Raw genomic sequence first — 25,774 nt, forward strand, 5'->3', positions numbered from 1 at the left:
TCGCTAGGCGGTATCCCTGTAGGATGAAACGCAAGGTCCTTTCACGCTCTAGAGGAGCCCTATAATAATACTCTGTGATGGTTGATTCTTCCTAAAAATGGAAATAGGGGACTTTTCTTAAAGTTTGTCTTTTTTCTAAGAAATTTCCATTTGACTTATTTACCATTATACGCTGGCACCATAAAAAGACAAAAGGTATTTAAATGTCCTTGCTGAGAGGACATTTAAATACCTTTATTTATTGTTAAATGGAAGAAACCCTGTTTGAATAAAGATTTCAGACGCTTATTATAGCTGCTTTTGTTAAAGAGGTGAAGATGAAAGCGTTTCAGTGGTAGCCTACTAATCTTCTAAAAATATAAGTAACCCCGTTCAAACAAATTAATATTACCATCTCTCCAAACGAAAAAACCAATATAGTTAAAAATAAATCAAAGTAGAATTCGCCTATAGATAAAAAATCTGCTGTATCTGTTGTCGAAGTTTTAAACAGAAAGAAAAAGAAAGTGGAGCATAGGAGTCCTATATAAATACATACCCAGTGATGATAAAAATTTATCTTAAATTTACTGCGCCAAAACCATACATTTAAAGGCAAAAAAGTGATAAGAAAATATAAAAGCTGCAAAAGGAAATCGGAAATTTTAACATAAAAGAATAAATACTGATGTAAACAAAAAATGACGATATTAATAAGTATGATTAATAGAAGTGATTGTTTTTGTTGCAAATAAATACCCCCTGTCAATATTTATAAGATCATTAAATGAAATCAAGGTTGATTCCAAAAAAATGAGGTAACGAAAGGGATTACAACCATTAATATATAAAAGAAGGACATTACCGATAAGGCCGCAAATTTTGAAGAATCCTTTTTTTCCTAAGCAACCGAAGATTATCCCAATAATAGGAAAAAGCCTAAGGAGTATTATAGAGAGAGTATTGGGAAAAGGGAGACTCATAAAAAACGCAAGTATGTAAGCCACAGAAGATACGGAAAAAATAGTAAAAGATCCAACGCTATAGTAATTCTGTTTCATAGAATTTCCTTTCCTTTTTTGTTTAATATTACCATAACGATGATTTTTCTGAAATAGCGAAATAAAAGATAAGGAGCTTGATTGATGCCTATATACTTCACCAACCAAGCAACCGAAGTGGTAAAAATCTTAAATCAAATCGGCTACTTCATTGGGGATGAGAAGTTTGTGGATAAAGATTTCCTCCATTCTTATCAATGGATGATCAAACAAATGGATAAGAGGCTGAATAATAATGGTTTGTTTCCAGTTTGGCTTTGGATGAAAAAACCGAATTTAAAGCATGAAAGTCTCTTTCAGAAAGGTACAAAAATTGTATGTTTAACAGTATAAATACCTGATAAAAAAGTGCTCCTTTCTGATTTTGAAGCATGGCATTGTGTGTTAAATAACGGCTTTTGTGCGATTTCAGAGGAAGAAGATAGGGTGTTTGAACAGGGGGAATTAACGATTACAAAGGAACAAAGCTGGAAAGAATATTTCACTTAGCGAAATTACGACACGCAGAAATGTGGAATAATGGGTGCCAAATTGTTCAGGGCGTTACATCTGGGATTTAGAAAGAACAAATTTTGAATGCAGAATATTTTATTGCAAAATAATGTAGTTTTTTGGAAATAATATAATGGATTAAAAAGGAGGAAATAGCTCCTCTTTATGGAATTTCTAAAGTAAAATCAAAGAGTAGGGGATAAAAAGAATGAAAAAAATATTAGTACTTGGTGGAACTCGTTTTTTCGGAAAAAAGCTTGTGGAAATGTTATTGGAAGAGGGGCATCAGGTTACGATTATGACCCGTGGGACAACAAGTCATTCATTTGGCGATCAAGTAGAGCATATCATCGGTGATCGATCTATGAAGGAACAACTTATTAATCATTTTGACTGTCGAAAATTTGATATTGTTTATGATAATATTTGCTATACATCAAATGAAGCAAGAGATTTTTGTGAGATTTTTAACGGGAACATTGGCAAGCTTGTGTTTACTTCTTCCTTATCGACGTATGCTGCAGATGGAATGGAAAAGAGAGAAGAAGACTTTGATCCGTATCATTATCCGATAGCATGGGGAGATAAAGAGGCATTTACATATAACGAAGGAAAGCGACAAGCAGAAGCCGTTTTCTTTCAGTATGCAACATTTCCAGTTGTGGCAGTAAGGTTCCCTATCGTGTTAGGGGAAGATGATTACACAGGTCGTTTGCATTTTCATGTGGAGCGGATTCAGCAAGGAAAAACGATTGGCTTTGTTAATATGGATGCAGAAATGTCCTTTATTCTTGCCACAGAAGCTGCTATGTTTCTAAAATGGGCAGGTTTTTCAGACGTGGAAGGACCATTTAATGCAACCGCAGATGGGAAAATTTCAATGGGAGAATTAATCCGTATGATTGAAAAGGTTACAGGGCATGCTGCGAAAATAACGTTAAAAGGGGACGAAGAAAACACCTCCCCATTTGCCATTCCTGCCACATGGTATATGAATACGGAAAAGGCAGGAAAAGCGGGCTTTGTGTTCACTAATCTGGATGATTGGTTGCCAGCTTTGATTGAGAAAATTGCAGGCAAAGATAAGCATTGATTGTGATGCTTAGGGGGGAATTTGATATTTTTTGGTGATGTGGCGGATGAATAAAGAGATAGTTATAGGAGAAGAAAAATGGCTTATGATTTAGATTGTCCTTTATGTAATCCACATAAAGATAGGGACCAAAATATTGTCCTGGAGAATGAAACATGTTATTTTTTGCAACATAACAAACATCAAGGTATCTTAGAGGGTAGCGGTTTAATAATTCCTAAAAAACATCACAAGGACGTCTTTGAATTAACACAAGAAGAGTGGAACGATACATATGAGCTAGTACATGAGGCAAAAAAGTTTATAGATAATTACCATTCTCCTGATGGCTATACAATAGGATGGAATGTAGGAAAAGTTTCTAACCAAGAGATTTTTCATTGTCATCTTCACCTAATACCAAGATATAAGGATGAACCATTGGCTGGAAAGGGTATTAGATATTGGTTAAAACAAGAGGAAAATAGACGAGTAAAAGGGGAAAGTGAATAGCTTTTATAGTGTTAAAGACACCAAAACGAGATAATGTAGTCATTTTTTTATAGATACAGATAATAACCACTGAAATTGTTTGTTCAGTGGTTTTCTTTTTGTAGGATCCGAATCCTTCGTTGCTTTAGATAATAAAACTTTTACCGATTATTTCTAATGAGAATATGGTAAGCATAATTTCGCTTAACGATTTCATAGGGCCATTTTTTCTTCCCAAATATCTCTAAATAAACCTTTTCAAATCATTTATCGCCTGTAAATGCATGCCTTCATGAAAAATCGTTCGAATTAATACTTGTTCGATTGTGTGCATGCCCATATCGATTGGGGGATATTCTTTTTCAAGCTCATTGCGATATTTCTCTAATATTTCTTGTGGTTGAGCGTTTAAAAGCTCTTTTAATTCATGGAAGGATGGTGTCTCATCTGTGAAGTTAGCTGGTGTTGTACCGAAACCAAACCATTGATTAAATTGCTTCGAAGTAGGAGAGGCTACTTTTGTTAATGCCTCGATCCATAAAAACTGATCGAGATAAAGGTGACCGAGATTCCAGCGGATATTATTATTAAATCCATCTGGGACGATTTCCGCTTGCTCGTCTGTCACCATTTCAACAGTCCCTAAAAGTTCCTTCCGATAGGTTTCCAATTGTTTAAATAAATTTTCATGACGTGCTTCCATTTTACACACTCCTTAAACATAAACTTACAATCATTGATTCGCTATGGGGATATCTTTTTCCTGCACTGAAAAGAATAGTGCATTTTTCTAACGGAAATACTAGGGAAAACAGGAATAAAGGTAGGAGGAATACAATGCCTAGCAAAGATGAAGAACTTAGCGAAGAAGTAGAGAAGGAAACGACGAATACAAAAAAGAAAGAAGGAGAGGTAGATAAATTAAACCGCATGCTAGCAGCAGTGTTGGAGTATATTTCGGATGATGAGGTAGAAGAAATCGACATTGATTACATATTGGATCAAACAGAAGGCCTTCGTGACTGGTGGAATCTATACCGAGAGAAAAACCGCAAGCGCATGGAAGAAGAAATAAAAGAGTCATTAGGGGAACTGTCCCTTGAGGAACTAGAGAAGATTCGGGAACAAATAAAGGCTAAACAATAAGAAAAATGGTTTTCATCAATAGTGGATGAAAGCCATTTTTCTTTTACCTAGTGAAAGAAATGATTACAACGAAATAGTGGTGTGAACAAAACTATTCCTCTGATAGAATGAGAGAATGGAATATCCTAGTAGAATATTAAGAAAATCTTAAGAAATTTGCTTAGCAGATATTAAGATTTTTTGCCTATGATAGAGACAGCGAAGAGAGAGAAAGCAGGTGGTTGTTGTTGGAGAAAGTAAGTGTGCTAGTAGTGGATGATGAGAAAGAAATTAGAGATGCCATTGAAATATATCTTAAAAACGAAGGGATTACCGTTTTAAAAGCAAGTGATGGCCTAGAGGCATTGGATATTTTAATGGAACAAACTGTTCATTTAATTCTAATGGATATTATGATGCCGAATTTAGATGGGATTTCTGCTACTTATAAAATTCGTGAACAAAAAAATATCCCGATTATTATGCTGACCGCGAAAAGTGAAGATACGGATAAAATACTGGGATTGCAAATAGGCGCTGATGATTATATCACAAAACCATTCAATCCAATGGAACTAGTCGCAAGAGTGAAATCGCAATTACGAAGATATGTGACACTTGGAACCTTTGATGGTGTGAAGAAAAAAATAGACCTTCATGGCTTAACATTAGACCAGGAGGCAAAAGAAGTAGCGGTAAATGGAGAAAGTGTAAAGCTAACGCCAATTGAATATAAAATCGTTGTTTTATTGATGAAAAATGCAGGCAGAGTGTTTTCCATTGCGGAGATTTATGAAAGTGTATGGAAGGAACCTGGATACAATGCCGAAAATACAGTCGCGGTACATATTCGAAAAATACGCGAGAAAATCGAAGTGGATCCAAAAAATCCGCGTTTTTTAAAGGTGGTGTGGGGCATTGGCTACAAAATGGAGAAGTAGAGGGGTTTTTATTGTAGTTTTTATTGTTTGGACATTGTTGGTTACGATAGGGCTTAGTGGGCTAGCGCCGCTAAAAATATGGCTAACGCAATATATACATACAAATTATTATGACTCCACCAAGTTTGAAGACAAACGAATGTATTTTACAGAACTATTAAGTGATTATCAGTTATATCAGGTGCCAATAGAAGAAGCGAAAAAGAACATCAGCGTCACGAAAGAAGAAATCGCTGAATATCGTGATTCATACGCAAGTCTAAATGAACAAATGCAATTAATTAATGAGCAATATGAAGAAGATATAGCCCTAGCAATCGAAAATGGCGATGATGCAGTAGAGGAGCTTTTAACAGAAGAAAGAGATCGAGATATAAAGGAAATCACAGAGCTATTGCCAAATGATGAATATGTCCAAGAAAAAATAAAAGAAGAAAAGCAATTAGAGGTAGATCGATATTATCGAGATTTGGAAAATACAAAATATGAATTTGAGCAATGGGCTGAATCATTCTATTATTATTTAAAAAACAGTAAAACGGAAGCAGTTGTAACTAATATGACTCTTTCTCCAGAAGAAACAGTAGATAAGATAATTAACAAGGAAAATGCAAATTTCTTCGGCAACTACTATTTTACTGCGGAAACAGAGAAGTTAAATTTGCCAGGACAATCAATAATCTACAGGGATAATGGATTTACAATGTGGTCATGGGAAGATGGAAATACGCCTACTATCGTAAATCAGTTAAAAAAAGAGATTGGTAATTATGAAGGAGTTGTTGCTGTACCAAAAAAATTAAGTAATGGTAGTTTGCTGATAGAGGAAGAGAATAAGTATTATGCTTATCAAAAGAAAATGATTTTTGGAAGCTCATTGAGCATTATCAGTTTAGTAGTATGTATTTTCATGCTTGTAAAAAGGAAAATCAGCTTTGCGCAATGGGACTATCCTTCTTATCGAAAGGTTCCAATTGATATCCGATATATGCTATTGGTGATAAGTGCCATATTAGCTGTTATTGGACTATGGGGAATCGGGGACCAACTATCCATGAAGGTGAATGAATTAGGAGGAAATTGGGGTGATATTCTTGCCTTTCTTCTTTTGGCATGGGTATTTGTAACACTATCTCTCATTCAAGGCTATCTACTATTTAAAGAGAAAATAAAGTGGAAAAATACTTTTATAAGTATAAGTTTAAATAAGATGAAAACAGCTATTTCACAGCTTCTATCCAGTAGAGATTTTACCAAAAAAGCGATTGGTAGCTTGCTAGTGATTTTTATGTTAGGTCTATTTTTACCAATAAGTCTGGTATTGCAAATTCTTATCCCATTCTATTTAGTAGCTGCCCTTATCATTGGAATTCCAGTTATTATTTTTGTGGTGAGAAATATAAAGGCTTCTAGTAAGCTGCTTGCACAAACGAATGCGGTAATAAATGGGGACTTACATCAAGAAATATCAATCCAAGGGGCGAAAGAGTTAACAGCATTTGCGGATCATATTAATACGTTAAAATCTGGGGTAATTGTTTCAAAGACAGCCCAGGAAAAAAGCGAACGCCTAAAAACCGAATTAATTACGAATGTCAGTCACGATCTACGAACACCTTTAACATCCATCATTAACTATACGGAATTATTGAAAAATAAACATCTATCAGAGGAAGAAAAAGATGGTTATCTGGCCATTATTGACCGTAAATCACAGCGGTTGAAAGTATTGATTGATGATTTATTTGAAGTTTCGAAAATGGTTAGTGGCAATGTGGAATTGAAGAAGGAAAAGGTAGATTTAGTGCAGCTTTTACAGCAAGCATTAGGAGAATATGATGAAACAATCAAATCCTCTACTCTTGATTTTCGTGTAACCAATCAAGAGCCGTCGATTAATGCAGTAGTAGATGGGCAAAAACTATGGAGAGTATTTGATAATTTAATAGGAAATATTTTGAAGTATTCCTTGAAGCATTCTCGTGTCTACCTTTCGATTAAACAAGAAAAAGGGCAAGCGATTCTTCAATTTAAAAATATTTCTAAGTATGAACTAGATGACAATATGGATGAATTATTTGAGCGTTTTAAACGAGGGGATACCTCTAGACATACGGAAGGATCCGGACTTGGACTTGCGATTGCAAAATCGATTATCGACCTTCATGAGGGAGTAATGACGATTGATACAGATGGAGATTTATTTAAAATAACGCTCGTGCTTCCTGTAAATAACATGCAGTGAAACTAACCATATATAGAAAACAAGCGGCATATTTGTATTCATTGGTTTACCCGATAATGAGAAATGAAGTGACTTCAAGGAAAATTGTATGCGATATACTGAAGGAACATAAAGATGTAGAAGAGAAAGCAATCATTCGCAAAGCCATTAACAAAGCGATTGAAGCAGGTAAAGATAAGATAGGATAGAAGATACTTCCTTTTCGTTGATGAAAAGGAAGTATTTTTACTAGAAATATATGTTAGAATAATTTAAAAGATTATGAATAATTGCAGAAAGAAGGAAAGAAAAGTGACCATCAAAAAAATCGGTATCGTAGGACTTGGAGCAATTGGTGCAGTATACGGCAAAATGCTTCAGGAAGTAGAAGGATTAGAAGTACAAATTATTGTCGATGAGCATAGAAAAACAAAATACGAAAAAGAAAAGTACTATATAAACGGGGAGGAAACCTCCTTTCAGTACATCAATCATGAAACACAATCAGAAGCCTTTGAACTGATTATTCTTGCAGTAAAATATGGACAGCTTCAAGAAGCAATCTCCCTAATTCGTCCATTTGTAGGAGGGAAAACAGTAATTCTTTCCTTATTAAATGGGATTACAAGCGAGGAAGAAATAGCACAAAGCTATGGGGAAGAAAAGATTCTCTATTCCATCTGCAATGGTATTGACTCAACAAGAGAAGACAATCGAATCTATTACAGTACTCCTGGGATTATCACTTTTGGGGAAAGAGTAAATATAGAGCTGACGGATTGCGTAAAAGAGGTCAGAGAATGCTTAGAAAGAGCAAGCATACCAGTTGATGTACCAGAAGATATGGAACGAGCACTATGGAATAAGTTCATGATTAACGTAGGCATGAATCAAGCTTCCGCTGTAACGAGAGCTCCATATGCCTTCTTTCAAAAAGAAGGACCAGCAAGAGAACTAGCAAAAAGTGCGATGAAGGAAGTAATTCAGCTTGCTCAGGCTAAGGAGATTGACCTAACAGAAAAAGACGTGGATTATTTTTTTGCCAATGTATTAAGCAAAGTTAGTGGTACAGGAAAGACATCAATGTTGCAGGATATCGAAGCTGGCAGAAAAACAGAAGTCGCTTTATTTGCCGAAAAAGTTATCGATTATGGTCAGAAGCTTGGCATCGAAACACCTATTAATCAAGCATTCTATCGAATTATTAAAACAGTGGAGGAAATGCAAGGGTAGAAAAGCTCTAAAAAGAACGGAGGGAAATCAATTGATTAAAAGTACACAACAGCAATGGTCACCGCCAAAACATATCGTTTCAGCAGCGACGATTGTTATCAATGAACAGGGCGAAATTCTATTAATCAAGGGACCTAAAAGAGGCTGGGAAATGCCAGGCGGACAAGTGGAAGAGGGAGAGTCCTTGAAAGATGCTGCAGTTAGAGAAGCGAAAGAAGAATCAGGTATTGATATTGAAGTAATCAAATTTTGTGGAATCTTTCAAAATGTCAACCGTTCTATATGCAATACGCTGTTTTTAGCAAAACCAGTTGGAGGGGAATTAACCACTTCTCCAGAAAGTTTGGAAGTAGGGTATTTTTCCATTGAGAAAGCGTTGGAAATGGTGACACATAAGAATTTTAGAGAAAGAATAGAGAAATGTTTGGATGAAAGTAGCCAACCTTTTTATGTGGAATTTTAAATGGTAAGGGTAAGAAAGGCGATGAAATTATATGAGCAACTACAAAGCAGTGCTATTTGATTTAGATGACACCTTGCTTGATAGAGATAATGCCGTAGATAAACTGTTTTTCATTATGTTAGAAAAATGTTATGAGGATATTAACGATTCCTTAAAAAAAGAAATGCTGCAAGAATTCAAAGAACAGGATAAGAAATGCTATGGTCAAAAGGATAAAACAAAGGTTTTGGAAGCATTTTTCGATGCGTTTCCACCGAAATACAGAATACCACACAATGATATCTTAGTTTTTTGGAATAATCATTTTCCGTATTGTTTTTCTGTGAATCAAGATACGATTAATATAGTTAATAGGTTAAAGAGCCTAGTGAAGGTTGCAATTATCACAAATGGTACTGTTCAAAGACAAAAAGCAAAAATAATCAACACCAATTTACATCATTATTTTGATACCATCATCATTTCCGATGAAGTAGGAATTAGTAAACCGGACAAACGCATATTTGAGCTAGTTTTAAATAAGCTTAATGTGCAGCCAGAGGATACATTATTTGTTGGGGATGACATAGAAAGTGATATTGGTGGTTGTCAAAATGCCAATTTAAAAGGTATATGGTTTAATCCACGTAAGATTAAGAACGCTACCAAGATAAAACCATTTGCGGAGATTGATTCTTTTGATCGACTATTAAGCTATTTTACATAAGTCAATAGGGGGAGTGCTTCATGAAGGACTCTTTAATTGTAGCGATGGACAAAAACAGAGTAATTGGGAAGGATAATGATATTCCTTGGAGAATTCCGAGAGATTGGGAGTATGTGAAAAAGATTACTTCAGGGCATCCAATTATTTTAGGAAGAAAAAACTTTCAATCTATTGGAAGAGCACTAAGTAGCAGAAGGAATATCGTCTTATCTAGAGACAGAGAAATAGTATTTGATGGCTGTGAAATGGCTCATTCACTAGATGAAGTCTTTACATTATGTGAAAAGGAAGAAGAAATATTTATTTTTGGCGGAGAAGTAATTTATAGAATATTTCTTCCATATGTAGAAACAATGTATATAACCAAGATTCATGCAGAATTTGAAGGTGACACTTTCTTTCCAAATGTTGATTTGCACGGAATGGAAGGAGACATCTGTTACCCAAGGAATAACAGATGAAAATAACCCTTATTCTTACTATTTTCATGTATATGAACGCTTGGCTTTTTAAACAGTATGTGTGTTTATTAACTAACACCATTACTTGAATAACTTATACCAGTACAAAGTGGTCTCAATAATTGGATTATATGACTGCTTTAGTGTATCAGCCCCACCTAGTATGAATCCTTGTTTCACATAAAATCTGCATGCACCAAGATTATCATCTTGTGCTTCCAAGGACATCCCGATAAGATTTCTTTGTTTTGCCCACTCTTCCGCTTTATTTAAGAGCAACTTTCCGATTCCATTTCCTCTATAATCTTTTTTTGTAGCAATGTTTTCAATATAACAGAAGCGATTCCAATCCTTCATTATTCTAATTTGTCCTATGCAAGTATTATTCATATAAGCTAAAAACAAAGCTTTATCCTCTCGATTTATATATTGGCTCCAATCAAGTTTATCATCTGGAAACCGTGTTTCTCTAATTTCTTCAAAAAGAATCTCTTTATAAGACCATTTGCCTGATTGTAAACTAGGGACAACTCTGCCATACAACTTAAAACAATCATTTGTCTTATTGATATCCTCTATTAAATCAATGTTTAATGGAGTTATAATAATTTTATTTTCATTATTCAAAATTTCCCACTTCCTTTTTAAATGTACGGTAGGCAAGGGGTCAAGTTAATATTCTTGTTCCCCTTGAGAAAACTATTATCCATTCACTTAAAAACAAACCCAAAATAAGCTTCTTCCTGTTCTGTATCCTCGAAATATTTTATTCCCATATACTGAAAGCCAATTTTGCCAAGTACTTCTAAAGAAGCCTTGTTTTCAATACTAGCAGAGGCAATTACTTTTTGAACACTTCCTTGCTTTTCAGCAAACTTCATACATGCAATCGCCGCTTCTGTCGCATACCCTTTGTTCCAATTTTCTTTTGTAAAATGGAAAATTAGCTCTACTTCGTCTATGGAATCCTCTATATTAAAGCCAGCTGCCCCAATCACCTGATTGCTAGCCAAATCAACTACTCCATAAACAGAAAGACCGAAGTCAGCTTGACTTTGCTCGTAAAAGTCAATAACTTGTGGAAGTAAGGAAGAGTCTGTACTTCCGCCACAATACTTCATGACTTCTTCGTTTCCCCAAAACTGTTCACATGCTTCTACATCTTCTATTGTTAATAATCGAAAACCTAATCGTTTACTTGTAAAAAGAAACTCCAAGAAAAAAACTCCTTTACATTCTGTTCTTTATTTCCCCATTTTAGCTTAGGAGAATCGGTTTATGCAATGAATTGTAGAGTAGAGAATAGGCAGGGAGAAAATTAATGGATGGAAAAGGCACAAAAGAACACTGATGATGATCTTTTGTGCCTTCAAGCATGACTTTATATGAATGAAAGGATAGAGACTTTCTTACAATGAATTTTCATACTTTCCAAGAGATGCCGTGATACATTCTGCTAGTTCAGAGCAATTTCCTTCAAACATGTGAAATGTTAAAGAATGAAGTAAATGATTAAATTGATCATGGGCTGATTCTGATTTACGGAGTTCTGTAGACCAATTAATTTTAGGGATAGAAATAACAAAAGAATCAGTTGTTTTCATGATATATAATTTCGTGTCTTTTAGTCCGAAGGGAGCAATATCCTCTAGCAAGGTAATCATAACAACAACCTCCGTCTTTTTTTATTTCCATTATACTCCTTTTTTTCGACTTTATTTTCCAAAAGTAGAAGATTTAAATAAAATGTTAAAGGAATGATATGTTTGAAATATAAAAGTGCCAATGAATTTATTTGTAACCTTTATAGTTTTAATACCCCTTTTATCACTGTCAGAAATCGATTATTCCAAATTGCTTCATGATGATTAATAATATCATCTGCATGTAAAACGGAGCCATTAATCGTACTTTGGGTGTTTTGGAAAAGTAGATTATTTTGATATCCCAAGCTATAAGCTGCTCGAATAGTAGTATCAAGACAAAATTCAGTTTGTGCACCAGCAAATATAAGCTGTTCTATTTTCATGCTTTTTAAATAATCCAAAAGTTCTGTTTGATAGAAAGCGTCCCATTTTGTTTTTTTGATTATCTTATCCTCAGAGGAAACTATTAAATTTTGGTGAAGTTTCCAATCATCTTTTCCCTCAAAAAGCTCATCCTGATCATTTAAATCTGTATGTTGAATAAAAATAACCTGAATATTTTTTTCGTGAGCTTGATTGATTAGTATATTGATGTTTTGTAAAATTTGATCCTTATTGAATAAATAGTATTGGGGATGGTTAAAGAAAATTTCTTGCATATCGATGATAATAAGTGCTTGTCTCATAAAATAACACTTCCTGTTTGTTTCTTTTAAAGTATAGCAGATGGAAAAGGAGCTAAACAAGGACAAATCATGGCTAATAAATTATAAGCTAAAGGTCGATTCGTTTAAAAGTCAGAATAAACGAATTTTAGTGTTGAATTTATGATAGAATAGTCTATAATCAAAATGCGAACATATATTCTTTTTAGGAGGAGCGTTATTGGAGAATACATATATTACTAGCGCACTAAATCAAATGGAAATAGCTTTAAAAACAATAATTGAAATAATAGAGACATTAGAAGAGGCTGACTTACAGAAAATGCCTGCAAGTAATAAGCGTTCGATAGGTGAGCTATTAGAACATATTGCTGTAATTTGTAAGGCTGATTTATTGATAGCGAACAGTGCAACACAAAAAGAGATGAGTGAATATTATTCTAGTGTTTCATTAAAAAGTGTGAACGCTATAAAAGATGCTATCGCTTATAATTATGAAACATTAAAAGAAAGCTATAGCAATCTCACAGAAACGGAATTACAAGAAAGAACGACATCCTATTGGGGAGTAACCTATACAAGGTATGAATGGCTATTAGAAATAGTCGCACATATCTATCATCATAGAGCTCAATTACACACCTTGCTTGTTTTCTGTTATGGAAAAGACTTGAATATTTCATTATTTGAATAAGCTACATCAATAGATACATATATATTTTAGAGTAAATTAAGAGGGAGACTGAAAGATGCCATACTGCAAAGTGAAAAACGCAAATATATACTATGAAGATATAGGTTCAGGAATTCCGATAATTATGGTACATGGATTTACTCCAGATCATCGACTTTTGAGCGGTTGTATGGAACCTATCTTTAAAGAGAAGGAAGGATGGAGACGAATCTATATTGATCTACCTGGAATGGGAAAAACTAGGGATTACGAAAAAATACATAACTCGGATGGAATGTTAGAAGCAGTAGTAAGCTTTATTCATACGGTGATACCTAATCAACCATTTTTAATCGTAGGAGAATCCTATGGTGGCTATTTAACTAGAGGAATCATTAAGGAACATAAAGAGCAAATATTAGGAGCTGCATTCATTTGTCCTATGATTATACCAGATAAAGAAAAGAGATTACTTCCAGACCACACAATTGTTTATGCGGATCATGGATTTTTAGCAAGCTTAGCAGAAGATGAGCTTAGCGATTTCCAATCAAATCAAGTAGTTTTGGATGATTACAATTGGAAGCGATATAAGGAAGAAATACTGTCAGGATGCAAAATAGCGGATTCTGTATTCTTAGATAAAATTCAAGAGAGCTATGGATTTTCTTTTTCAATCGATGATGTCCTATTTCAGAAACCAAGTGTCTTTTTACTTGGCAAACAAGATTCTGTGGTTGGATATAAAGATGCATTTGCAATTCTTGAAAATTATTCTAGAGCAACATTTGCTGTTTTAGATAGAGCAGGGCATAATTTGCAGATTGAACAAACAAAGTTATTTACTTCTATTATCATTGAGTGGTTAAATAGGGTAGAAGAAGATATTAGCCTTGCTCAAGAAAAGTAGACAAATATACTGGGTAAAAGACATTATTCATTTTTAAAGGTTTATGCTAATGAATAGTGTTTTTTTGTGCAATCATATATTGTTTGATGCCATTCATGAACATTTATTAGATAACACAGATTTATAGAAAATAAAAAAGGGTAGAAAACTGATAATTATAAAAAAAAGAAAAAGAATAAATTTGTAGTAAAATGAATCATCTAAAGTGTACCACTCTTTAGCATGTGACATATAATTTATGAAAAAGGTGATTTATTATAAAACATTTTTTGAAGCCATTCACGTTTTTTGTGACGATCAGCCTCTTTATTCTATTTATCCGTTATACAGATATCTTACAGGCGATTCGTCAAGGGGAGATTGATTCTGTCACATCTGTATTTAATGATAATATTTCATATGCACTTATAGTAAGTTTATTTATTATGATCATTCAAAATAGCTTTACCGTTATCCCGTTAATATTGGTTATTACCCTTAATTTTTACTCGTTTGGCTTCTTTTATGGTTTTTTGTGGAGCTGGCTTTCTAGTGTCGTAGCCGCGGTGCTTATCTTTCTTGCTACTCGTTTTTGGTTTCAAGATTTTGTTCATAGAAAAGTCAAAAATCACCAAGATATGCTTGATAAAATCGAACATAAAGGAATGAAATATGTAATATATGGTAGGGTTTTTCCTTTCTTCCCGACAAGTATTTTAAACATCATTGCAGGTGTAAGTACTATTTCCTTGCGTCCTTTTACTATTGGCACAGCGATAGGAAATTTCTTTTACTTCTTTATTCTTGCATTAATTCCCTACGGTGTATTTTCCACAAATATTAATCCACTCGCATTAATTGTTATTATTTTGCTGATAACTGGAATTTTTTATTATTTTAACAGAAGAAAGCCATCCGTTAAGGAAAAAGTAAAGGAAATAAAGAAAAGAGCATAGTCAATTTTCCCGATAGGTAGGATAGCTACTTTTCGGGTTTTTTATTTGTAAAAATTATGAAACTATTTCAGCGTAAGGTTCGTATACAAACTATAAGTATAAGAAGGGAGGAGTTTGCTATGTTAGGATTCATAATGATTGTATTTGCTGTGATCTTAATAGTAAATATTTTTAATGCTTCATCAAAAGGAAAGACAAATAATATAAGTCAACATGATAATAGCTATTATTTCCCACCATATTCAGGAAGACCAACAGATAGCTCTAATACATCATTCTTTGATGGAGGGAATGACTGTGGAGGTTCCTCTGATAGTGGGGGAGATTGTGGTGGCGGTGGAGAGTAAAAATTCCTCTTGAATTTTCTATTTATAATGAAAAATCGAAACTTTTCTGCAATATCAATCGTCCAATAATGAAAGAGGGATGAAAGGGGATAATAAGGTTCGCATGTTAATGGTGGTAACAATAATAGCATTTATTTTTGTTTGTATTTGGGTATTCATGGATACATTTTACTTTTCCAAGCCACCAAAACCTGAGGTGCTATGGGAGAATAATAGAATACCGACAACAATTGGCTCCAATTGCTGGCAAGGTTCTTTGAAAGGCTCCTGTGTCGATTATGTTTATGCATCAGCTTGGGATATGGGATTGAAAAATGGTTCTGTTCGAGTGGAACCGAATGCAACCATCACGATTGATTTTAATAAAAAACCTTTAGATGGATCATTACAGGTTGCAAAAGTATTTAAAGATGGTGAAGAGGAATTTATAGAGGTAGACAGAAACAAAATGACTGTTCCAGCCAAAAAAGGAATATATGTATATATGATCTATGCCCAATGGGATCAAGGAAATCCTAATTATACGTTCTCTGTTAAAGTAGAATAGGTTGTCTAAACCGAGCAGTTAGCGGGATAGACAGCCTATTTTACCGTGAGAAATACATACATAAATTATAAAGCAGGGATGGGAAAGAAATGAAAAATTATCCAATTTTAAATTTATTGGTGGCACTAATTTTTTTATTATTATTCTTTGCTAGTAAGAAGATATTTGACAACTATTTAGCTGCTCTCATTATATTTGGTACTTTATTTTGTATTTATTTAGGGCGGTCGATTCTCTATTTAATCCGTCATTTTGACAATCAGAAAACAAATCGTATATCTGTCAAAAGAAAGCAGAAATGAACCGGAAAACGATTAATAATAACTATATGATAGTACCAAGGATGTGAGAAAGGTGTCATGGTTGGAAGGATTACAAAAAGCATTGAACTATATCGAAAAAAATTTAGAAGAAAAGCTTGAGATAGAAGAAATTGCGCGTGTTGCGAATGTTTCTGCTTTTCACTTTCAACGCACATTCGCCATCCTTACTGAAATACCAGTAGGGGAGTATATAAGAAGAAGGCGGCTGACAATAGCTGGGCAAAGCTTGCTTCACTCAAGGGAAAAGATTATTGATATCGCTTTTAAATATGGATATGAAACACCTGAAGCTTTTACAAAAGCATATCGCAGGCAGCATGGTGTTACGCCGAGTGAAACGAGAAGAGGAGTTGGCAGCCTGAAAATATATAACCCACTCGTCATTCAAGTACAGCTGAAAGGGGCAGAACCAATGAAGGTAAAAATTGTAGAGAAAGAAGCATTTACTATTGTAGGTTTGAAAAAGTCTTATTCAATTAAAGAAGATGAAAATCTTCGTGAAATCCCTAAGCTTTGGGAAGAGGTAAATAATGAGGGAACAGTAAACGAACTATTAATGTTATCAGTAGGTGAAGTACCAGGTGTTCTTGGTGTTTGTGTAGACCAAACAGAAGTTGCAGGGAAAGACATGGATTACTGGATAGCGGTTGCTACAGAAGAAAAATCAGCAAAATATGACCAGCTTATCATTCCAGCATCTAAGTGGGCAGTTTTTGAAGTACATGGACCAATGCCCCATAGTATACAGAAAGTGTGGAAACAGATTTATTCGGAATGGATGCCAACTACCAGCTATAAACAGGGAGGATTCATCTCTTTTGAACGCTACACAGAAGATGATCCGTCCAGCGAAGATTGCTATTCGGAAATATGGATTCCAGTTAAATAAAAAAAACCGATGGAATGACAATGCTAGTAGGTAAGCATAAAGTCAGCTTCCATCGGTTTTTTTATTGGGGAAAAGCAGTGTTCATAAATGGAATGAAAACCATTTTTGGAGAGAGGAAGAGAAAAGTGGCGTTCATAAACGAGATGAGAACCATTTTTCAAAGGGAAGTAGAGAAAAGTGGTGTTCATAAACGAGATGAAAACCGTTTTTCAAAAGAAAGAAGAGAAAAGTGGTGTTCATAAACGAGATGAGAACCATTTTTCAGAAAGAGGAAGAGAAAAGTGTGTTCGTAAACAAGATGAGAACCATTTTTCAAAAGAAAGAGAGAAAAAGTAGCGTTCATATTCAAAATGAAAACCATTTCTCAAAGAATGCTATGAAATAATAGCGTTCATAATTACAACAAACGCGATTCTTCAGAGAATGATAGAAAAATACTTCTTATCTTTCCATCTATTAAAAAAATTTAAGAAAAAATTAAGCCAACTCTAGCATAATAAAAATACATTACAGATAGGAGAGATGAAAGTGAAGAAAATACAAAATTGGATCGCGATCCTTGCGATGGTATTCTTATTGGTTCAATCAACAATTGGAGTTGTATCATATGTAAATAGAGAAGAACCTTCTGAGAGAATAGGCATGATGGGCCAAGGTCAAGCGCCGACTAATGCAACTGCATCTGCAAATACAAATACAGACACAAATACAGACACAAATGCAGATTCAGATACTAATAGCAATACGACAGAGGACAATGGATTCTCAATGGATAATCAAAATGGTATGACGCCGTTTAATGGGATGGAAGAAAGAGGCGGTGCACCAAACGGGGATAATGTAAGTACTGCAAGTTTAGTAGGATACATTATTGGTATAATCCTTTCACTTGGGGGATTAGTAGTAACCTTCCTCGGCTGGCGAAAAAACAAAAAAGTTACTATTGCAGAATAATAGCTCAAAGTTGAAATAAGCAGCAACCAGATTCCTATGATTTTAAAGGGAGTCTAGTTGTTGCCTTTTTCATTAAGTTAATAAAATGGGTAATTTCCGTAAGTAGAATAAGCTGGATTATAGCCATATGGTTGAGAGTAAGAGGGAAAAGTTTGACCATAATTCCAATGCTGTTGATGAGTAGTAGGAACATGATGGAAAGGAGTAATAATTAGTGGGTTCCCTGCAGTAAAGCCAGCTGCTGGCGTAACTGCACCAAGAGGAATAGCTCCAACTCCTACAGCACCATGGCCAACACCTGCAAATCCACCAGCTCCAACTGGACCAACTGCACCTATATGTCCACCAAAAGCTCTATTTTGAAAATTCATTATCGTTTCACCTCCCTCCATACTATATGTAAATGGAAATGATTGGCGCTTGCCAGATTTTTTTAAAAAGCAAAAAAGTGTTGGATTCTTCCGGAGAGTGTGTGTATAATAAGAAAAAATATGGAAAGTCGTTGAAAAAGAGACTAGCTAATTGGAAAGCGATAGCGAATTAGGGATGGTGGAAGCCTAATGTAGAACAATTAGTGAAACGCACTTTGGAGATATCATTCTGAAAATGGAAGTAGGAATGATCGGTGACAGGCCGTTAACTGATTTAAGTGGTTATGGAAATAGCAATTAGAGTGGTACCGCGGGAATTTAAGCTCTCGCCTCTTCGTTTGGAAGAGGTGGGGGCTTTTTTATTTTATCTTTAAAAAGGAGAAGAATAGATGGACATCAAATCAGAAATAGCAAACGTATTAGAACCATATTTAGATTTAACAAAGGAAATGATTGAACAACTATTGGAAAAACCGAAATTTGCTCATTTAGGAGATTTGGCTTTTCCATGCTTTACCCTTTCGAAATCAATGCGGAAAGCACCGCAGCTCATTGCTGCAGAGATTGCCGGAAAAATCGAGTCTCCACTAATTGCTCATGTTGAAGTTGTTGGCGGCTATGTTAATATTTATTTAAATCAGCAATTGCTTTCCTCTAAAGTAATTGGGGAAATACTTGAACAAAAGGAGCATTATGGCGATATCCAGCAAGATAAAGGAGTAATGACAATTGATTTGTCTTCTCCTAATATTGCCAAACCATTTTCAATGGGGCATTTGCGTTCAACGGTTATCGGGAATGCCATTGGACTTATTGCAGAGAAAAATGGCTATACCCCCATTCGCATTAATCATCTTGGTGATTGGGGGACACAGTTTGGGAAATTAATTGTTGCCTATAAAAAATGGGGAATAGAAGGGGAAGTAAGGAAAAATCCCATTAAAGAATTATTAAAGCTATATGTTCTGTTCCATGAGAAAGCCGAGGAAGATCCTGCCTTAAATGAGGAAGGGAGAAAATGGTTTAACTATTTGGAGCAGGGAAATGAAGAAGCGACAATACTTTGGAAATGGTTTCGAAAGGAATCGTTAAAAGAGTTTAATAAAATCTATCAACTATTAGGAATAACATTCGATTCAAACGATGGAGAAGCTTTTTTTAACGACAAGATGGAAGCTGTTGTCAAGTTATTAAAGGAGAAGCAGCTTTTAGTCGAATCAAAAGGGGCACAGGTGGTAGAGCTTGAAGACTTCCCGCCATGCTTAATCAAAAAGAGCGACGGAGCAACTCTTTATGCAACACGGGATCTAGCGGTAGCGATCTATCGCCAGGAAAGTTACCATTTTAAGAAAAGCTTATATGTGGTAGGCAATGAACAAACTCTCCATTTTAAGCAGTTATTTCAAGTATTAGAAAAAATGGGTTATGATTGGGCAAAAGGAATGGCTCATATTCCATTTGGTATGATGCTGAAAGAAGGCAAGAAAATGTCTACAAGAAAAGGGAAAGTGGTGCTATTAGAGGAGGTACTTCAAGCAGCAATCGAGTTGGCAGAGAAAAATATCGAAGAAAAAAACCCCTCTCTAAAAAAGAAAGAAGAAGTAGCAAAGCAAGTTGGAACTGGGGCAATCATTTTTCATGATTTAAAGCACTATCGGTTAACAGATATAGAATTTTCCTTAGAGGATATGCTTAAATTTGAAGGAGAAACAGGACCATATATCCAATATACACATGCAAGAGCGTGTTCCTTATTACGGAAAGGACAATTTTTCCAACCAGCTAACATTACTGCCTTACAGTGGGATCATGGAAGTTTTCCAATTGTGAAGAGTTTAATGTACTTTCCAACAAGTGTGGAAAGAGCAATGGAGCATTATGATCCTTCTGAAATCGCCAAGTATGTTATCGACTTAGCGAAAGCATTTAATAAATACTACGCACATGTTCAAATCTTGGAAGAAAACGATGAGAAACAAGCGAGACTATCATTGGTATACGCAGTAACACTTGTTTTAAAAGAAGGATTAAGATTGCTAGGTATATCCGCTCCTGAAGCGATGTAGAAGATTAAAAAGGATTTATTTTGGCGAAAATAGGATATAGCTCGTTAAAAATACATTTGATATAAAACGTTCACAGAATAGACACAAAAACAGCTATTTTATCTTTGAATGAAGTTACTTGATTTGTTATGATGAAGGAGGTTAACACGTGAGAGATAGTGTTAACCTCTCTTTATGGAATCAGTAAAAAAGTAAAGGAGATTTAAAAATGATACATAACAAGAAATTATTATCGGTACTAGTTGCTTTTGCAGCTGTCTTTTTCATTGCATTACCAGTGAATGCTCATGTGACAGTAAATCCTTCTCAATCAACTACAGAGGCTTGGGAAACATATCAAGTAAGAATACCGGTTGAAAAAAATGTGGATACAACCAAAGTTACAATCAAGATTCCGGAAAATGTGGAATTCAAAATGTATGCACCAGTGGATGGCTGGAAGACGACTACAACAACAGATGATAATGGGAAAGTTGCTACAGTTACTTGGGAAGCGGAATCAGAAGATACGGCAATTAAAGCTGGTCAATACCGCGACTTCACCTTTAGAGCACAAAATCCTAAAGAGCCTGGCGATATTGCCTGGGATGCATTCCAATACTATGCAGATGGCAGCATTGTCGAGTGGACAGGAGACAGTGATTCTGAATTACCTCATTCTATTACAAGTATTGCTCAATCCAATGAAACGGTTGATAGTCATGGACATAGCCATGGAACGGATGAAGCAACAGATGACACAGCAGATGATCATCATGCTTCAGACGAGGATACCGAGCATGCACATGAAGGTACGAATGTAAATATGATTCTTTCCATTATCGCGATTGTTTTATCAGTTGTAGCGATTGGATTGACTTTTATTAGAAAAAAATAATAAGATAAAAAAGTTCATTTCCTAAGGAATAGATTAGCTTCTAAGGAATGGACTTTTTTGTTTGTAAATGAATAATGTTTATTGAATTTTTCAAACGGTTGTTCTTTCACCGGTAACATTCCGATAAAGATAGGGTTAATTTAATTCAATTATCGGAAGGAAATAGGGATATAGAAAGGGAATATAGATATACCGGATTAAATAAAGGGGAGAAGGCTATGAGTAAATCATTTATTGAACAAGTCCATTATATTCGAATTCCTGTAAAAGATTTAGAACTGTCTGCAAAATGGTATAGAGATGTACTAGGGCTGCAGTTGCTAAACAATACAGAGGAACTTGCCATTATAAAAGTGAATGAAGGACCTTTTTTACTTATCTTAGTTCCTACTGAGGATGAAACATTTGCACATTTTACAATTGATAATAAACAAGAATTTAGCATTGGTTTTACAAGTCCAGAATTATCTAAATTTCATCAACACTTAATTAATAATCAAGTTAAGGTGGAGGATATAAAAGAAGATAATGGTCACACCTTTTTCCACTTTTATGACCCAAATGGAAATAAGCTCCAAGTACACTGGTAAGATTAAAATAATTCCCCATATTTTTACCTAAAAAACCTATTTACTATCTGTTGGACTTTGTAATTATTGAGGAGATATTTTATGCGTTTATTTGGTGTTTTTATCGTTTTACTTTTTTGTACAGTGCTGATATCATTTGATCAAAAAACTTTAGATGAAACGTTGATTTATTCGTACAATCATCCTGAAACAAATCAAGAATTTAATATTATTCATGTTTATAAGCTATATGACAACTATGAAAAGAGGATAGAAAAGGATTCTACTATTCCAAAAGAGCAAATATTTGAAGAAGAAGTAATTGAACCGGTTTTTGAAGCATGCTACCAGGATGGGGAATACTTTGAAAGAAGTGGGAAAACATATTCAGTCGAGCCTCCAGAAGACATGGAACTTGTTAACGCGATTATAAATACAATGGATGAGGAAAAAATAAATAATGCAATTAAAGAAGCATTAATAGAATCCGCTAATTATATTCCATCAAACAAAGCTACAGATGTATGCATTTATCCAACTCCATACGATCCTGATTTGCCACAAATGGTAACCGAAGGAACAGGGAAAATCAGTGTTCTTTACACGTTATTTTTTGATGAAGAATTTTTGAAGGTTGGAATAGCACATGAATACCATCATAGTGTTTGGACGGAAAAGTATTTTAATAGAGAAAGCTCTGATACAGTATTGGATATTTTAGTTTTAGAAGGAAAAGCAGTGATGTTTGAAAACATTGTTTATCCTGGTAATTCGTATGAAGATCCAAGCTATCCTTTCTTAACAGAATATTGGGAACTAGTAGAGCCTGAATTGAATTTTTATGATGGATACCGTGCCTATGAAATAATCTATGGAGGGGACGAACTTCCTGAGAATTATGGGTATAACGCGGGATATCATTTAGTAAAAGCTTATTTAGACTCGCATACAAGTCTTACCCCCGAAGAATGGACAGAGGTATCTGGAGAAGAGATTTATGAGGATGGAAAATATATTGAGCTATATTAGTAAAAAGTAGTGAAATATTCTATAGGAAAAAAGGAAAGCACTATAGCTGTTTAAAGGGAGAATATTAAGTTATAATGGAAAACAATATAATTTAGATAGCAGTCCTATATGGATGCAATTTGTGGTAAAGAAGTGTGGAGACAATGGAGTGGAAACCTGATCGACAAATAAAAAAAGCAATTTATAAGCAACTAGCTGAGTTTATTGAAAATGGTATCGCAGATGGATCTTTTCTTTTAGACAAGCCGTTGCCATCTGAAAGAACTTTAGCAAAATTGCTAGAATTGAATAGAAGTACAGTAGTTGCAGCCTATGATGAGTTAGAGTCAAATGGATTAATTGAAAGAAAACGCGGCAGTGGAACAACAATCAGTAAGGATATATGGGGAATAACCAAAAAGCGTGTGCCTAGCTGGAATCGCTATATTGAAGCTGGATCTTTTCTGCCTAATGTACCTGTCATGCAACGGATACGAAAAGAGATGGTGGATCATCATTTGATCAATTTAGCTAGTGGGGAGCTTTCAGAGGATCTTTTTCCTTTAAAATCGCTACGGGAAATTACTTCTGATCGCTCCTATATTGGGTCATTAGGCTATGATCATCCACAAGGTAGCGAGGTGCTAAGAAAGACCATTGCCCATCATATGGAGGAATTTCGAGGTTTGCATACGAATCCGTCTTCTATCTTGATAACGTCGGGAGCCCAACAAGCATTGCATTTAATCATTCAATGTTTGCTTAAACCCGGGGATGCGGTAGCGATTGAGGATCCCTCTTATCATTATAGTCTGCCATTATTTGAATCAGCAGGAGTTAAAAGCTATTTTTTGACAGCAGATGAAAATGGCATAAAACCTGATGATTTAATCTCGTTACATAGAAAGCACAGGATTAGAATGATATTTCTAAACCCAGCTTTCCAAAACCCAACTGGCATTTCCCTCAGTCAAAAAAGGAGGAAGGAGATTTTAGAAATTTCTTCCCTATATGGCATACCAGTAGTAGAGGATGATCCATATAGTTTAACCTCTTTTTCTGGAAAACCGGTCTTTCCGCTGAAATCGATGGATGAAAATGGAAATGTGTTATATATTAGCTCGCTCTCTAAAATTGTTGCTTCTGGACTTCGAATTGGCTGGATTATTGGTCCAAAGCCAGTGATTGAAAGATTATCCGATGCTAAGCAACAGGTTGATTTTGGACATTCGAGTTATTCCCAATGGATAGCAAACGATTTTCTAGAATCGCCTTCGTTTGCATCCCATTTAAATCATTTAATTAAACAACTTGAAAGTAGAAGAAATCAAATCATCGAAAGCTTAGATACCTATTTAAAAGGAGAAGTAGAATTCATCATTCCAAATGGCGGGATTCATTTGTGGTGTAAAATAAAAAATGAAGTCAACGAAAACCGTTTATTGGAGGAGTCTTTAAAAAATGGGGTTATTTATGCACCTGGCTCCACTATGGGTTCCAACTCTCATTATGTTCGATTTACTTATGCGAAAGAAAAAGAAACCAATATTGAAGAGGGGATAAGAAGATTTGCAGAAGCAATAAAGTCCAGTAGAGAATAATACAGATGAGATGCAAAACAACTTTGCATCTTTTTTTATAGAGAAGTCAGCATAAATTGAAAGTGGATGGTCAATTTATATAATAATTGGATGGTCAATGTGAATGAGAAATTTAGTACTATTAATATCGTAGAAATGTTAATTGAATAAGTATGGAGTGAATGAGAATGACCTGGATTTCTATCATAGCATTAGCCCTATTTTGTATGATAAAAGTTTTAATGACGTGCTTACCAACTGGAGTGGTAGATTGGCTTTTGGATAAATATAAGATGCATTTAAAACTTAATGATTTGGAGACGGAAATTATCTACAACGAGAGGAAGGTAGATGGGGAGAATAAAGAGACGATAATAAAACTATTTAATGAAGCGATTGTCAGGGAAAAATATAGTCTCTATCCAGGAAGTGAAGAAACATACCTCAAACCAAATAATGCTGAGTATTCCCTCATTATTCATACGAAAAAAGGAAATAAGAATATAAAATTATTCTTAAATAGTTATCACGATCATGTAGATATTGTGAAAAAATACAAAAATAAAATAGTCGCATATAGCACCTATCCTCTTCATTTAGATGTTTTAAAAAATAGAATTTGATTGTTACAAGATTATAACTACCAGTTTGGTAGTTTTTTTATGCGTTTTTTTTGAAAGGTGATGTAAGAGGCAAGGAAGAAAAAGGAAATTGGCAATAAATGTTGAATTGTTTATTTATCAATTATCTCTAATGAACAGAAAAACACGAAAAAGAAGTGTAGGAATACGGAATTTAATCAGCAAGTGATTCGAAAAAAATAAGTGTTTTATCCAATAATTTAAATAAAGAAAATAGGGAGAAATATATGATACTAGAAGCTGTGATGTTACAAGTTAAGGAAGGCATGGAGTCAAAATATGAAGAAGCATTTCTCGAGGCATCAAAAATTATTTCTTCGATGAATGGATATATCTCCCATGAATTACAGAAATGTATGGAAGCAAAGGGGAAATATTTGCTGCTTGTTCAATGGGAAACATTAGAAGACCATACTGTTGGCTTTAGACAATCGAATGAATATCAGGATTGGAAAAAGCAGCTACATCATTTTTATGATCCCTTTCCAATAGTTGAACATTTTACAAAGGTTGTCCTTTGAGGG

General features: G+C 34.6%; 31 protein-coding genes, 1 pseudogene and 1 other annotated feature. Of the genes and pseudogenes, 26 read left to right on the forward strand and 6 right to left on the reverse strand.

Annotation, left to right across the window (positions count from 1 at the left end; genetic code table 11):
* The first annotated feature begins 1,124 nt into the window (after positions 1-1,124).
* The 3 genes from QQZ16_RS10645 to QQZ16_RS10655 all read left to right on the forward strand — a co-directional run bounded on the left by QQZ16_RS10645 (position 1,125) and on the right by QQZ16_RS10655 (position 3,117).
* Positions 1,125-1,373, forward strand: coding sequence for a DUF3841 domain-containing protein (locus QQZ16_RS10645; RefSeq protein ID WP_231512558.1), 249 nt, complete (start codon positions 1,125-1,127; stop codon positions 1,371-1,373).
* Between the two features lie 367 nt (positions 1,374-1,740).
* Positions 1,741-2,625, forward strand: coding sequence for an NAD-dependent epimerase/dehydratase family protein (locus tag QQZ16_RS10650; RefSeq protein WP_031537789.1), 885 nt, complete (start codon positions 1,741-1,743; stop codon positions 2,623-2,625).
* A 78-nt stretch (positions 2,626-2,703) separates the two neighbouring features.
* Positions 2,704-3,117, forward strand: a complete 414-nt coding sequence (locus tag QQZ16_RS10655) for an HIT family protein (RefSeq protein ID WP_031537790.1) — start codon at positions 2,704-2,706, stop codon at positions 3,115-3,117.
* A 223-nt stretch (positions 3,118-3,340) separates the two neighbouring features.
* On the opposite strand, the gene QQZ16_RS10660 is transcribed toward QQZ16_RS10655, so the two are convergent.
* Entirely contained in the window at positions 3,341-3,799 is a 459-nt protein-coding gene (locus QQZ16_RS10660) for a DinB family protein (protein ID WP_031537792.1), read from the reverse strand.
* A 134-nt stretch (positions 3,800-3,933) separates the two neighbouring features.
* On the opposite strand from QQZ16_RS10660, the gene QQZ16_RS10665 reads away from it, so the two are divergent.
* The 8 genes and pseudogenes from QQZ16_RS10665 (at position 3,934) to QQZ16_RS10700 (ending at position 10,301) form a co-directional block, all read left to right on the forward strand.
* Positions 3,934-4,242, forward strand: a complete 309-nt coding sequence (locus QQZ16_RS10665; RefSeq protein ID WP_031537793.1) for a hypothetical protein — start codon at positions 3,934-3,936, stop codon at positions 4,240-4,242.
* 227 nt (positions 4,243-4,469) lie between these two features.
* Complete coding sequence (locus QQZ16_RS10670) at positions 4,470-5,162, forward strand: response regulator transcription factor (protein WP_031537795.1); 693 nt, start codon at positions 4,470-4,472, stop codon at positions 5,160-5,162.
* Positions 5,140-7,407, forward strand: a complete 2,268-nt coding sequence (locus tag QQZ16_RS10675) for a sensor histidine kinase (RefSeq protein WP_031537797.1) — start codon at positions 5,140-5,142, stop codon at positions 7,405-7,407. The genes QQZ16_RS10670 and QQZ16_RS10675 overlap by 23 nt, the downstream gene beginning before the upstream one ends.
* 56 nt (positions 7,408-7,463) lie before the next feature.
* Positions 7,464-7,595, forward strand: a complete 132-nt coding sequence (locus tag QQZ16_RS10680) for a hypothetical protein (protein ID WP_284561349.1) — start codon at positions 7,464-7,466, stop codon at positions 7,593-7,595.
* 103 nt (positions 7,596-7,698) lie between these two features.
* Positions 7,699-8,619 (forward strand): ketopantoate reductase family protein, encoded by a 921-nt coding sequence (locus tag QQZ16_RS10685; RefSeq protein WP_031537798.1) that lies wholly within the window; start codon positions 7,699-7,701, stop codon positions 8,617-8,619.
* 31 nt (positions 8,620-8,650) lie between these two features.
* Positions 8,651-9,082: an NUDIX hydrolase gene (locus QQZ16_RS10690; RefSeq protein ID WP_031537800.1), complete on the forward strand. Its 432-nt coding sequence runs from the start codon at positions 8,651-8,653 to the stop codon at positions 9,080-9,082.
* Between the two features lie 31 nt (positions 9,083-9,113).
* A complete protein-coding gene (locus QQZ16_RS10695) occupies positions 9,114-9,788 on the forward strand; it encodes an HAD family hydrolase (protein WP_031537801.1) in 675 nt (224 codons plus the stop codon).
* Positions 9,789-9,808: 20 nt separating this feature from the next.
* Positions 9,809-10,301 (forward strand): annotated as a pseudogene (locus QQZ16_RS10700) (dihydrofolate reductase).
* Between the two features lie 29 nt (positions 10,302-10,330).
* Here the strand turns inward: QQZ16_RS10700 and QQZ16_RS10705 are convergent.
* The 4 genes from QQZ16_RS10705 to QQZ16_RS10720 form a co-directional block, all read right to left on the reverse strand.
* Complete coding sequence (locus tag QQZ16_RS10705; RefSeq protein ID WP_031537802.1) at positions 10,331-10,876, reverse strand: GNAT family N-acetyltransferase; 546 nt, start codon at positions 10,874-10,876, stop codon at positions 10,331-10,333.
* Positions 10,877-10,959: 83 nt separating this feature from the next.
* Positions 10,960-11,466, reverse strand: coding sequence for a GNAT family N-acetyltransferase (locus QQZ16_RS10710; protein ID WP_031537805.1), 507 nt, complete (start codon positions 11,464-11,466; stop codon positions 10,960-10,962).
* Between the two features lie 192 nt (positions 11,467-11,658).
* Positions 11,659-11,913, reverse strand: a complete 255-nt coding sequence (locus QQZ16_RS10715) for a YueH family protein (protein ID WP_048717823.1) — start codon at positions 11,911-11,913, stop codon at positions 11,659-11,661.
* Positions 11,914-12,053: 140 nt separating this feature from the next.
* The gene (locus tag QQZ16_RS10720) at positions 12,054-12,581 is read right to left on the reverse strand and encodes an isochorismatase family protein (RefSeq protein ID WP_031537807.1); all 528 of its coding nucleotides are present in this window, start codon (positions 12,579-12,581) and stop codon (positions 12,054-12,056) included.
* A 235-nt stretch (positions 12,582-12,816) separates the two neighbouring features.
* On the opposite strand from QQZ16_RS10720, the gene QQZ16_RS10725 reads away from it, so the two are divergent.
* From QQZ16_RS10725 to QQZ16_RS10760, 8 genes are all read left to right on the forward strand, one after another.
* Entirely contained in the window at positions 12,817-13,254 is a 438-nt protein-coding gene (locus QQZ16_RS10725) for a DinB family protein (protein ID WP_031537809.1), read from the forward strand.
* Between the two features lie 55 nt (positions 13,255-13,309).
* Entirely contained in the window at positions 13,310-14,143 is an 834-nt protein-coding gene (locus QQZ16_RS10730) for an alpha/beta fold hydrolase (protein ID WP_031537810.1), read from the forward strand.
* Positions 14,144-14,412: 269 nt separating this feature from the next.
* A complete protein-coding gene (locus QQZ16_RS10735; protein ID WP_048717825.1) occupies positions 14,413-15,078 on the forward strand; it encodes a TVP38/TMEM64 family protein in 666 nt (221 codons plus the stop codon).
* Positions 15,079-15,197: 119 nt separating this feature from the next.
* Positions 15,198-15,425: a hypothetical protein gene (locus QQZ16_RS10740; protein WP_031537814.1), complete on the forward strand. Its 228-nt coding sequence runs from the start codon at positions 15,198-15,200 to the stop codon at positions 15,423-15,425.
* A gap of 112 nt (positions 15,426-15,537) precedes the next feature.
* Complete coding sequence (locus QQZ16_RS10745) at positions 15,538-15,972, forward strand: hypothetical protein (protein ID WP_284561350.1); 435 nt, start codon at positions 15,538-15,540, stop codon at positions 15,970-15,972.
* Positions 15,973-16,326: 354 nt separating this feature from the next.
* Positions 16,327-17,184 (forward strand): AraC family transcriptional regulator, encoded by an 858-nt coding sequence (locus tag QQZ16_RS10750; RefSeq protein ID WP_031537817.1) that lies wholly within the window; start codon positions 16,327-16,329, stop codon positions 17,182-17,184.
* 195 nt (positions 17,185-17,379) lie between these two features.
* Positions 17,380-17,520, forward strand: a complete 141-nt coding sequence (locus QQZ16_RS10755; protein WP_155986751.1) for a hypothetical protein — start codon at positions 17,380-17,382, stop codon at positions 17,518-17,520.
* Between the two features lie 192 nt (positions 17,521-17,712).
* Positions 17,713-18,138: a hypothetical protein gene (locus tag QQZ16_RS10760; RefSeq protein WP_031537820.1), complete on the forward strand. Its 426-nt coding sequence runs from the start codon at positions 17,713-17,715 to the stop codon at positions 18,136-18,138.
* Between the two features lie 77 nt (positions 18,139-18,215).
* On the opposite strand, the gene QQZ16_RS10765 is transcribed toward QQZ16_RS10760, so the two are convergent.
* A complete protein-coding gene (locus QQZ16_RS10765; protein WP_031537821.1) occupies positions 18,216-18,509 on the reverse strand; it encodes a hypothetical protein in 294 nt (97 codons plus the stop codon).
* Between the two features lie 122 nt (positions 18,510-18,631).
* Positions 18,632-18,846: a binding site (T-box leader), on the forward strand.
* A gap of 52 nt (positions 18,847-18,898) precedes the next feature.
* Between QQZ16_RS10765 and argS the strand changes: the two genes are divergently transcribed.
* The 7 genes from argS to QQZ16_RS10800 all read left to right on the forward strand — a co-directional run bounded on the left by argS (position 18,899) and on the right by QQZ16_RS10800 (position 25,771).
* Positions 18,899-20,575 carry an arginine--tRNA ligase gene (gene argS / locus QQZ16_RS10770; RefSeq protein WP_031537823.1) on the forward strand — a complete coding sequence of 559 codons (1,677 nt, stop codon included), beginning with the start codon at positions 18,899-18,901 and terminating at the stop codon, positions 20,573-20,575.
* 208 nt (positions 20,576-20,783) lie between these two features.
* Entirely contained in the window at positions 20,784-21,452 is a 669-nt protein-coding gene (locus QQZ16_RS10775) for a YcnI family copper-binding membrane protein (RefSeq protein ID WP_031537824.1), read from the forward strand.
* A gap of 218 nt (positions 21,453-21,670) precedes the next feature.
* Entirely contained in the window at positions 21,671-22,042 is a 372-nt protein-coding gene (locus QQZ16_RS10780; protein ID WP_031537825.1) for a VOC family protein, read from the forward strand.
* Positions 22,043-22,123: 81 nt separating this feature from the next.
* Complete coding sequence (locus QQZ16_RS10785) at positions 22,124-23,050, forward strand: DUF2268 domain-containing putative Zn-dependent protease (protein WP_048717827.1); 927 nt, start codon at positions 22,124-22,126, stop codon at positions 23,048-23,050.
* Positions 23,051-23,193: 143 nt separating this feature from the next.
* On the forward strand, positions 23,194-24,630 hold the full coding sequence (gene pdxR, locus QQZ16_RS10790) for a MocR-like pyridoxine biosynthesis transcription factor PdxR (protein ID WP_031537829.1): 1,437 nt from the start codon (positions 23,194-23,196) through the stop codon (positions 24,628-24,630).
* A gap of 167 nt (positions 24,631-24,797) precedes the next feature.
* Positions 24,798-25,232, forward strand: coding sequence for a YfmQ family protein (locus QQZ16_RS10795; protein WP_031537830.1), 435 nt, complete (start codon positions 24,798-24,800; stop codon positions 25,230-25,232).
* Positions 25,233-25,477: 245 nt separating this feature from the next.
* Positions 25,478-25,771 carry an antibiotic biosynthesis monooxygenase family protein gene (locus QQZ16_RS10800; protein ID WP_031537831.1) on the forward strand — a complete coding sequence of 98 codons (294 nt, stop codon included), beginning with the start codon at positions 25,478-25,480 and terminating at the stop codon, positions 25,769-25,771.
* Positions 25,772-25,774: the final 3 nt, after the last annotated feature.

This window comes from Bacillus sp. T2.9-1, assembly GCF_950097965.1.
Taxonomy (GTDB): Bacteria; Bacillota; Bacilli; order Bacillales; family Cytobacillaceae; genus Niallia; species Niallia hominis.